Source organism: Streptomyces sp. NPDC005181 (genome assembly GCF_040608395.1).
GTDB lineage: Bacteria > Actinomycetota > Actinomycetes > Streptomycetales > Streptomycetaceae > Streptomyces.
The window spans coordinates 40,785-48,898 of the sequence record NZ_JBEXID010000052.1 but is presented as its reverse complement, the minus strand read 5'-3'; the positions used below and the strand labels follow the sequence as shown (position 1 = coordinate 48,898).

The 8,114-nt window shown below is 71.5% G+C and carries 9 protein-coding genes and 2 pseudogenes; 5 read left to right on the top strand and 6 right to left on the bottom strand.

Going from position 1 to position 8,114, the window contains the following annotated elements; all coding sequences use genetic code 11:
- Positions 1-271 precede the first annotated feature (271 nt).
- Positions 272-1,570: an aldolase gene (locus ABZV38_RS27300; protein ID WP_356331106.1), complete on the top strand. Its 1,299-nt coding sequence runs from the start codon at positions 272-274 to the stop codon at positions 1,568-1,570.
- Positions 1,571-1,629: 59 nt separating this feature from the next.
- On the opposite strand, the gene ABZV38_RS27295 is transcribed toward ABZV38_RS27300, so the two are convergent.
- On the bottom strand, positions 1,630-1,932 hold the full coding sequence (locus ABZV38_RS27295) for an alpha/beta hydrolase (RefSeq protein ID WP_356331105.1): 303 nt from the start codon (positions 1,930-1,932) through the stop codon (positions 1,630-1,632).
- Between the two features lie 18 nt (positions 1,933-1,950).
- Between ABZV38_RS27295 and ABZV38_RS27290 the strand changes: the two genes are divergently transcribed.
- Positions 1,951-2,802, top strand: a complete 852-nt coding sequence (locus ABZV38_RS27290; protein ID WP_356331104.1) for a DUF5937 family protein — start codon at positions 1,951-1,953, stop codon at positions 2,800-2,802.
- Positions 2,803-2,827: 25 nt separating this feature from the next.
- Here ABZV38_RS27290 and ABZV38_RS27285 read toward each other — a convergent pair whose 3' ends face one another.
- On the bottom strand, positions 2,828-3,856 hold the full coding sequence (locus tag ABZV38_RS27285; protein WP_356331103.1) for a LacI family DNA-binding transcriptional regulator: 1,029 nt from the start codon (positions 3,854-3,856) through the stop codon (positions 2,828-2,830).
- Positions 3,857-4,041: 185 nt separating this feature from the next.
- Here ABZV38_RS27285 and ABZV38_RS27280 point away from each other — a divergent pair, with 185 nt between their 5' ends.
- Entirely contained in the window at positions 4,042-5,007 is a 966-nt protein-coding gene (locus tag ABZV38_RS27280; RefSeq protein ID WP_356331102.1) for an ROK family protein, read from the top strand.
- Positions 5,008-5,264: 257 nt separating this feature from the next.
- On the opposite strand, the pseudogene ABZV38_RS27275 reads toward ABZV38_RS27280, so the two are convergent.
- Positions 5,265-6,014, bottom strand: a pseudogene (locus tag ABZV38_RS27275) (NPCBM/NEW2 domain-containing protein); the annotation flags it as partial.
- Here ABZV38_RS27275 and ABZV38_RS27270 point away from each other — a divergent pair.
- Together ABZV38_RS27270 and ABZV38_RS27265 are read left to right on the top strand one after the other, a co-directional pair.
- Positions 6,007-6,168: pseudogene (locus tag ABZV38_RS27270) on the top strand (sugar ABC transporter permease); the annotation flags it as partial. The pseudogenes ABZV38_RS27275 and ABZV38_RS27270 sit on opposite strands and share 8 nt — an antisense overlap.
- On the top strand, positions 6,165-7,091 hold the full coding sequence (locus ABZV38_RS27265) for a carbohydrate ABC transporter permease (protein ID WP_356331101.1): 927 nt from the start codon (positions 6,165-6,167) through the stop codon (positions 7,089-7,091). The pseudogene ABZV38_RS27270 and the gene ABZV38_RS27265, both read left to right, overlap by 4 nt.
- A gap of 83 nt (positions 7,092-7,174) precedes the next feature.
- On the opposite strand, the gene ABZV38_RS27260 is transcribed toward ABZV38_RS27265, so the two are convergent.
- From ABZV38_RS27260 to ABZV38_RS27250, 3 genes are all read right to left on the bottom strand, one after another.
- A complete protein-coding gene (locus ABZV38_RS27260) occupies positions 7,175-7,384 on the bottom strand; it encodes a hypothetical protein (RefSeq protein ID WP_356331100.1) in 210 nt (69 codons plus the stop codon).
- Between the two features lie 4 nt (positions 7,385-7,388).
- A complete protein-coding gene (locus ABZV38_RS27255; protein ID WP_356331099.1) occupies positions 7,389-7,652 on the bottom strand; it encodes a hypothetical protein in 264 nt (87 codons plus the stop codon).
- Between the two features lie 175 nt (positions 7,653-7,827).
- Entirely contained in the window at positions 7,828-8,004 is a 177-nt protein-coding gene (locus ABZV38_RS27250) for a hypothetical protein (protein ID WP_107063570.1), read from the bottom strand.
- Positions 8,005-8,114 lie beyond the last annotated feature (110 nt).

The following is an 8,114-nucleotide window of genomic DNA, read 5'->3' as shown; positions in this document are numbered from 1 at the left end:
CCCCGATCTTCGACCTCGTCGACTACGGCGTCGTCGGCGACCTCTTCCAGGTCGTCCCCCAGCTCACCGACGAGGTCAACACCCGCAAGGGCTGATCCTCCGAGGAGCTGTACTCGTTCTCGACGGTCCGGGGCCGCGCGGTGTGTTCTCACCGCGCGGCCCCGGACCGTTTCTGATCACCATTGACGCAGGTCCGACAGCCTTATAACTTCACTATACGGATTGCTGATTCCGGGAAGTGGAAACAGTGAGAGTGTGGAGGGTGCCGAAAATGGGTCAGCAGGAGAAGGTGGCAACGAGCCTCGCCGGTGCGGTCAGCGAGGAGATCAGCGCCTCCCTCACGGCAGTGGACACCGAGCTCGCCCGCCGCTACCCGGGCGACCCCGGCACCCGCCAGCCCGTCCACACGGTCTACGTCCCGGGCGACACCTTCACCGCCGGCACCATCCGCTCCTGGGGCGACCAGGCGCTGAAGGCCCTCGACGAGCACGCCCCCGACGCGGCCTCGTTCGCCGCTGTCCTCGGCATTCCGGAGGAGCTCGCCGCACCCGTCCACGACCGCGTACGCGCCAAGTTGAGCCGCGAGCCCGTCGAAGACCTGCGGATCGACTTCGAGGACGGCTACGGCCCCCGGCCCGACGCCGAGGAGGACGTGGCGGCCGCCCGAGCCGCCCGGCTGATCTCGGAGGCGTACGAGAACGGCACGGCGGCCCCGTACATGGGCATCCGGATGAAGTGCATGGAAGCAGGCGTACGCGACCGGGGCATCCGCACCACGGACATCTTCCTCACCGGCCTCATGCAGGCGGGCGGCCTCCCCGACGACCTGGTCCTCACCCTTCCCAAGGTGACGTATCCCGAACAGGTCACCGCCTTCGTCCGGCTCCTCGAAGCCTTCGAAGAGGCCCACGGGCTGCCCTCGGGTCGGATCGGGTTCGAGATCCAGATCGAGACCAGCCAGTCCATCCTGGCCGCCGACGGCACCGCCGCCGTGGCCCGCATGATCGACGCCTCCCGCGGCCGTGCGACCGGCCTGCACTACGGCACCTTCGACTACAGCGCCTGCGTCGGCGTCAGCGCCGCCTACCAGGCCAGCGACCACCCGGCCGCCGACCACGCCAAGGCCGTCATGCAGGTGGCTGCCGCAGGCACCGGGGTACGCGTGTCGGACGGCTCGACCAACGTCCTTCCGGTGGGCCCGACCCACCAGGTGCACGAGGCCTGGCGGCTCCACTACGGCCTCACCCGCCGCGCCCTGGCCCGCGCCTACTACCAGGGCTGGGACATGCACCCGGGTCACCTGCCGACCCGTTACGCGGCTGTCTACACCTTCTACCGCGAGGGCCTGGAACAGGCTGCGGCACGACTCGCCGCATACGTCGCCAAGGCAGGCGGCGACGTCATGGACGAACCCGCCACCGCCAAGGCCCTCAGCTGCTACCTGCTGCGCGGCATCGACTGCGGCGCCCTGGACACTGCCGAGGTCGCCCGCCTGACGGGCCTGACCCGGGCAGACCTCGACGCCTTCGCCTCGCCGCGGCGTGGGGGACTCACGGTGACGGCGCCGTAGGGCGCGTGGTTCAGCACCGGACCGTCCCCCGCAGGAAGGTGCGGGCCTCGGCCGTGCCGTCAGCCCCGCAGGAACGTCTCGACGGTCCCGCTGAAGCAGAAGGGATCGTCGAGCCACGGGAAGTGCCCGGCGCCCGGCTGGACGGCGAGTTCGGCCCGGGCGAACAACCCTGCGACGGCGGCCGCGACGCGAGGAAGCGGACCACCGTCCAGCTCGCCCGCAACGACCAGGACCCGGGCGTCCAACGCGGCGATGGCGTCGCGGGCCGTGGCAGGGGCGAAGGCGCCGTCGGCCGCGTAGATGTCCGCGGCCTCGTAGTTGCTCTGCTCGACGTCGGCGCCGAGGCCGAGCCGCCGCTGCACCGGCGGTGGGCCGCACAGGTGCGGCCCCGGCTGGTGGAGGCGGGGCTCGACCGTGGGTGGCTCGCTGAGTTGATCCCCGCAGGTGGCTACCTCGCGGACTTCCTCAATCCGACACCCCCCGCCCCGTTCCCGGAACTCGCCGGTGAGCTGGAGGCGATCCGGCAGACCCCTCCTGAGCGGGTACGGACCGATCTCGGCAGACTCGGCGCCGAGCGGGATCTCGGGCAGTCCGCGCGGCTCAGGCTGCTGGGAGAGGCACCGGAAGCGGCGCTGGAGAAGGTCGCCGCGGAGATCGAGACCTACTGGGAGCTGGCGCTCGCACCCTACTGGGCCCGGATCCGCCAGCTGCTCGAAGCCGATGTCTTCCGCAGGGCACGGCAGGTGGCCGAGCTCGGTGCCGCGCAGGTCCTCAACGAGCTGCACGAGTCGGTACGTTGGGACGAGAGCAGCCTGCGCCTGGTCCGCCGTCACTGCGCCCTGACCCGCGCCGACACGGGCGCGGGGCTGCTGCTGGTGCCCTCCGTGTTCGCCTGGCCGCGCGTGCTGACGCGCTCAGTGGCGCCGGACCCGCCACAACTTGCGTATCCGGCACGGGGTATCGGCACCCTCTGGGAGCCGCGGACCCCGGTCGCCGGTGAGGCGGTCGCCGCCGTCCCGGGCCGCTCCCGCACCCCGCTCCTCGCCGAGCTCGACACCCCGGCCTCGACCACCGTGCTTGCCCAGCGCTCGGGACTGTCCGCGGCCGGGGTCTCCCAGCACCTCACGGCCCTGCGGAATGCGGGCCTGGTCACCGCCCACCGGGCCGGACGCTCGGTCCTCTACGCACGTACATCCGTCGCTGACGCGCTGCTGACGCCCGCCGGAAGCTGATCGAGCCCTCCGCCGACGCCCCGGCTCAGGCAGGCGGCAGTTCGCCGGAGCCGCGGGCGATGAGTGACGTCGGCAGCTCCACCCGTGCCGGGGCGTCGTCCGCGCCGTCCAGCCGGCGGAAGAGGTGCTCGGCCGCCGTCCGGCCCACGGCCGCGGCGTCCTGGGAGATGACCGTGATGCCCAGCAGGTCGGCGAGTTCGATGTCGTCGAAGCCCACCAGGGCGACCGGGCGCTCCCGGTCCGCCAGCACACGTACCGCCGTGACCGTCACACGGTTGTTGCCGGCGAACAGGGCGGTGACGGGTTCGGGGCCCGAGAGCATCGCCTCGGCCGCCGCCCTGACCCGCGCGGGGTCGGTGGAGCCGAGGGAGACCCAGGAGTCCTGGACCGTGATTCCGGCGTCCACCATCGCGGCGTGATAGCCGCGCAACCGCTCGGTGGCCGTGTGGATACGGGGCTGGTCACCGATGAATCCGATCCTGCGGTGGCCGTGGGCGATCAGGTGGGCGACACCCTCGCGGGCCCCGCCGAAGCTGTCGGAGAGGACGATGTCGGCGTCGATCCGGCCGGCCGGGCGGTCCACGAAGACGGTCGCGATGCCCGCCTTTATCTCCGGTTCCAGATAGCGGTGGTCGTCACCGGCCGGGATCACGATCAGTCCGTCCACCCGGCGGGCGCACAGTGCGAGCACGAGCTCCTGCTCGCGCTCCGGGTCCTCCGCGCTCGACCCGTTGATGAGCAGGGCGCCGTGCGCGCGGGCGACTTCCTCCACGGCGCGGCTCAGCGGCCCGTAGAAGGGGTCGGCGAGATCCTCCAGGACCAGTCCGATGGAGGCGGTGCGGCCCTTGCGGAGGACCCGCGCGCTGTCGTTGCGGCGGAAACCGAGCGCATCGATCGCTTCCTGTACCCGGCGTTCCGTGTCGGGGGTGACCCCGGGCTCGCTGTTGACCACGCGGGAGACCGTCTTGAGGCCCACTCCGGCGCGGGCGGCGACATCCTTCATGGTCGGCCGGTTGCCGTAACGGGGCTCGGGGTGACGGGCGGTCTCGGCCACGGTGCGCTGTCCTGTCGTCGGGTGCGGGCTGTCCGGCGGGCCTGCAGTCGGGTGCGGCGGAGCCTGCCGGAGGCTGTGGCGTCGAGCATAGGCCCTGGACAACGTTGTCAGCTGAATGGAGACTATGCAGACTATTCACTGAAGATGCAGGTCCCGCCCCCTCACTACATCCGGAGCCCACACCGATGCATACCGACCTCGTCGCCGCACTCGACATCGGCGGCACCAAGATCGCCGGCGCTCTGGTGGACGACACCGGCGCGCTTCTCGTGCGGGCGCAGCGGCCGACGCCCGCCCGGGAGAGCGGCGAGACGGTGATGCGTGCGGTGACGGATGTGCTGGCTGAGCTGACCGCCTCGCCGCTGTGGGGGCGGGCGACCGCCGTCGGCATCGGCAGCGCGGGCCCGGTGGATGCGTCGGCGGGTACGGTCAGCCCCGTCAACGTTCCCGGCTGGCGCGACTTCCCGCTGGTGGAGCGGGTACGGAAGGCTGCCGGTGGGCTGCCCGTCGAGCTGGTCGGCGACGGGGTCGCGATGACGGCGGCCGAGCACTGGCTGGGTGCGGCCCGCGGGTATGACAACGCGCTGTGCCTGGTCGTGTCGACCGGGGTGGGCGGCGGTCTGGTCCTCGGCGGCAAGCTTCACCCGGGCCCCACCGGCAACGCCGGTCACATCGGTCACATCAGCGTGGATCTGGACGGCGACCCGTGCCCGTGTGGTTCGCGCGGCTGCGTCGAGCGGATCGCCAGCGGACCGAACATCGCGCGACGCGCCCTGCAGGGCGGCTGGCAGCCCGGCCCGGACGGCGACGCCACGGCGGCCGCCGTGGCCGCCGCCGCCCGGGCCGGACATCCGGTCGCCCTCGCGTCGTTCGAGCGCGCCGCCCAGGCGCTGGCCGCCGGAATCGCCGCCACCGCCACGCTCGTCGAGATCGACATCGCCGTGATCGGCGGGGGAGTGGCGGGCGCGGGCGAGATCCTCTTCGCCCCGCTGCGCCGTGCCCTTCGCAGCTACGCCACGCTCTCCTTCGTGCAGCAGCTCACGGTGGCCCCTGCGGTGATGGGCACGAACGCCGGCCTGGTGGGCGCCGCGGCCGCGGCCTCATCGGTCAGGCCGGGCGGTACGCCGGCCACGGTGGCGCTGAGCGGCTGAACGCGGACCGGCTGCCGAATCCCACGGTGATCGATGAGGTCCGGCAGCCGAGCCACGACCGGCATCCGTGCCCGCCCCGGTGGCCGCGCCCAGGTCCGGAACCGTTCCGGAAGCGGCATCAGGCCCATTCGCCCTGCCCGCCCGGCCCCCGGACCGGAGGCCCCCCCGGCGCCGGACCGGGCACCCGCGCCGGACTCGGTATCGGGTCCGGACGGGAGCCGGCCCGGCGCCGGCCCGGACTCAGCAGCTGATCCGGCTCAGCACCCCATCCGCAGGTCCGCCCAGTCCGCGTGGTCGGAGTCGACCCCGTCCCCGCCGTCGGTGACCACCAGACGTACCACCTGTGCACCGCTCACATCCGCAGTGATCGGCTGCGCGGCCATTGCATTGGTCAGTACCCCGGTCGACGCCACCTTCGCGCCGTCCGCCCAGATCTCGAACGCCACCGTGCCCTTGGCGCCCTTCTCGTCGTCGACGCCGACCTGCGCGGTCACGGCGCTGCACGCGCCGCCCGCGTAGAACTCGACCGCGCTGTCCGCGTGTGCCCCGAGCCCCTTGGCGAAGACCGTGCCGCCGATGGTCAGCGGATTGCCGTCGCCCGCCTTGCTCTCACCGTTGCTGGTGTCCTTCTCGACGGGCCCCCAGCCGTTGGACGCGGAGAGCTGCGGCAGATCGCTGAGATAGCTGCTGCCCGCCGGCGGAGCCACCACCACATGGGCCTGGAACGGGACCGAGGACCGGACACGCGTCCCGGCCGGTGAGCGGTACCGGGCGGAGAGCGTCAGATCGTACGTGCCGGTGGCGGCGCCCGCGGGTGGCGTCACCTGCCAGCGCGTGGTCAGTGCCTTGCCGGTCGGCACGGTTGCGGCTCCGGTCGGCGACAGCGCCTTGATCTGCCATCCCGACGGGCCGGTGAGCGCCGTGGAGACCCTCTTGGCGGCCGTACGACCCAGATCGGTGACCGTCGTCGTCAGCGGTGCTGTGCGGCCCGCCTCCACCAACGGACTCGAACTGCTCTCGGTGCTTGTCACCGACAACATCATCGGCGAGGCGAGCCGGGTCGGCTTCGGTTCCGCCATCGCCGTCGTCCTGCTGACAGTCTCCCTCGGATTCGTCCTGACGTACCTGGTCCAGGAGCTCCGAGGGGAGAAGAACCGATGACCGTCGACACCGCCCCCGCCCGCCCCGCCGCCCAGCCCGCGCCTGCGACACCCGCTGCCGGGCGCCGCAGGCTCCGCCCCGGCCGGCTCGGGGTGCACGCCTTCCTGATGGCGGTATCGCTCGGTTTCCTCGCCCCGCTGCTGCTCGCGGTGTACGCCTCGCTGCGGCCGTACGACGAAACCTCCGAGTACGGCTATTTCTCGCTGCCGAAGCATCTCTCCTTCGACTACTACCGGCAGGCGTTCACCGACTCGGGGATGACGAAGTACTTCGTCAACACGATGATCATTGCCGTCCCCGGGGTGCTCGTCACCCTCTTCCTCGCCTCATTCGTGGCCTTCGCGCTGGCCCGGCTGAAAATGCGCGGCGGGATCGTCCTGCTCATGCTTTTCACGGCCGGGAACCTGCTGCCGCAGCAGGTGATCGTGACACCGCTGTACGTGGTGTTCAACCGCATCCCGCTGCCGTACTGGATGTCCGACTCGATGACGATGTACGACTCCTACTGGGCCGTCGTGGTCGTGCAGATCGGCTTCCAGATCGGCTTCTGTGTCTTCGTCCTCGCCAACTTCATGCGCACACTGCCGCAGGAGATCCTGGAGGCCGCCATCGTCGACGGCGCGGGCGTCTGGACGCAGTACTGGCGGATCACCCTGCCGCTGTGCCGCCCGGCCCTCGCCGCGCTCGGCACACTCCAGTTCACCTGGATGTACAACGACTTCCTCTGGGCACTCGTCTTCGTGTCCGACGGTGACAAGCTCCCCATCACCTCGGCCCTCAACAACCTGCGCGGTCAGTTCTTCACCGACCACAACCTCCTGGCCGCAGGCTCGGTGATCGTCGCCCTGCCGACGCTCGTGGTCTTCCTGCTGCTCCAGCGTCACTTCATCGCGGGACTGACGCTGGGCTCGAGCAAGGGTTAGGAGCGCCACGGACACCTTCCGCGAGGCGTTCCCCAGTGTTCCGCGGGACGCGAAAGGGCCCCGCCACGGGGCGCGCCGCACGATCATGCCGCTTCGTACCGATGCGCCCGGCCGCCGCGCCATTCGATCCAGCCCGGGTCGTCGAGGCCATGTTCGGCGTCGTAGGTCCCGGCCTGCCGGAGGAATTCGATCAGGTCGCGGTCGTCGTGGGCAAGACCGGCGAGCTCACCGTTGATGGTGACCGCCCGGCCGCCGGTGGGTGAGGAGCGGTGTACGACTATCGGGGCGCCCATGCCTTCAGGGTGCGCCCACTCGGCTGCTCTCGCTCACCGTGGGTCGGGCGGCCTCGTACTGGTGCGCTTTGGTGCCCTGCCACTGGACCACGGCGGGATTGTCGAGGATCCGCGCCGGGTCCGCCAGTCCGGCGTCGGCGAGGAACACGATGAGATCGTGGTCGTTGTGCGCGAGTCCGAGCCGTTCGTCTCGATTGTTGACATGCACGCTCACGGGCCGGGCGCCGGACGGGGTGGGCGCGTGGATGGTGATCGGTGGTGTTGCCATGACTCCAGGGTGGACCGGCGTGGCGGCGGGCGCATCTGGCCGACCCGGATGCGGGGAATCCGGCATGAGGATCGGGATACGGGCGGCCCGGCCGCCTCCGGCCTGTATCCCTGGGGTCGCCTCCCGGCAGCCCCGGGGGCCGTGGGAGGTTTTTGGAACCGGCCGACGGACCGGATCAGTGGCCCCGGTCCGCCGACTGCTGCGGTACGACCACCAGGAACGCGTCCTCCTCCAGGTCCATCACGACCTCGGCCGCCATGCCTTCGACGCGGCGCGCTGCCGCGAACTCCTCCGCAGGCCAGCTGCCCCGCGGACCGCCCGCCGGAAACCGCTCCAGTACTGTGCGCCGCACGGTGTACCCCCTTGCCCTCGACGGCTCCAACGACCCCCCGCTGTCGTCGTTACGGCCGGGCGAATGCCTCGGCTCATACAGTGGGACGCTCGTCGGCGGCTTCCGGCGGC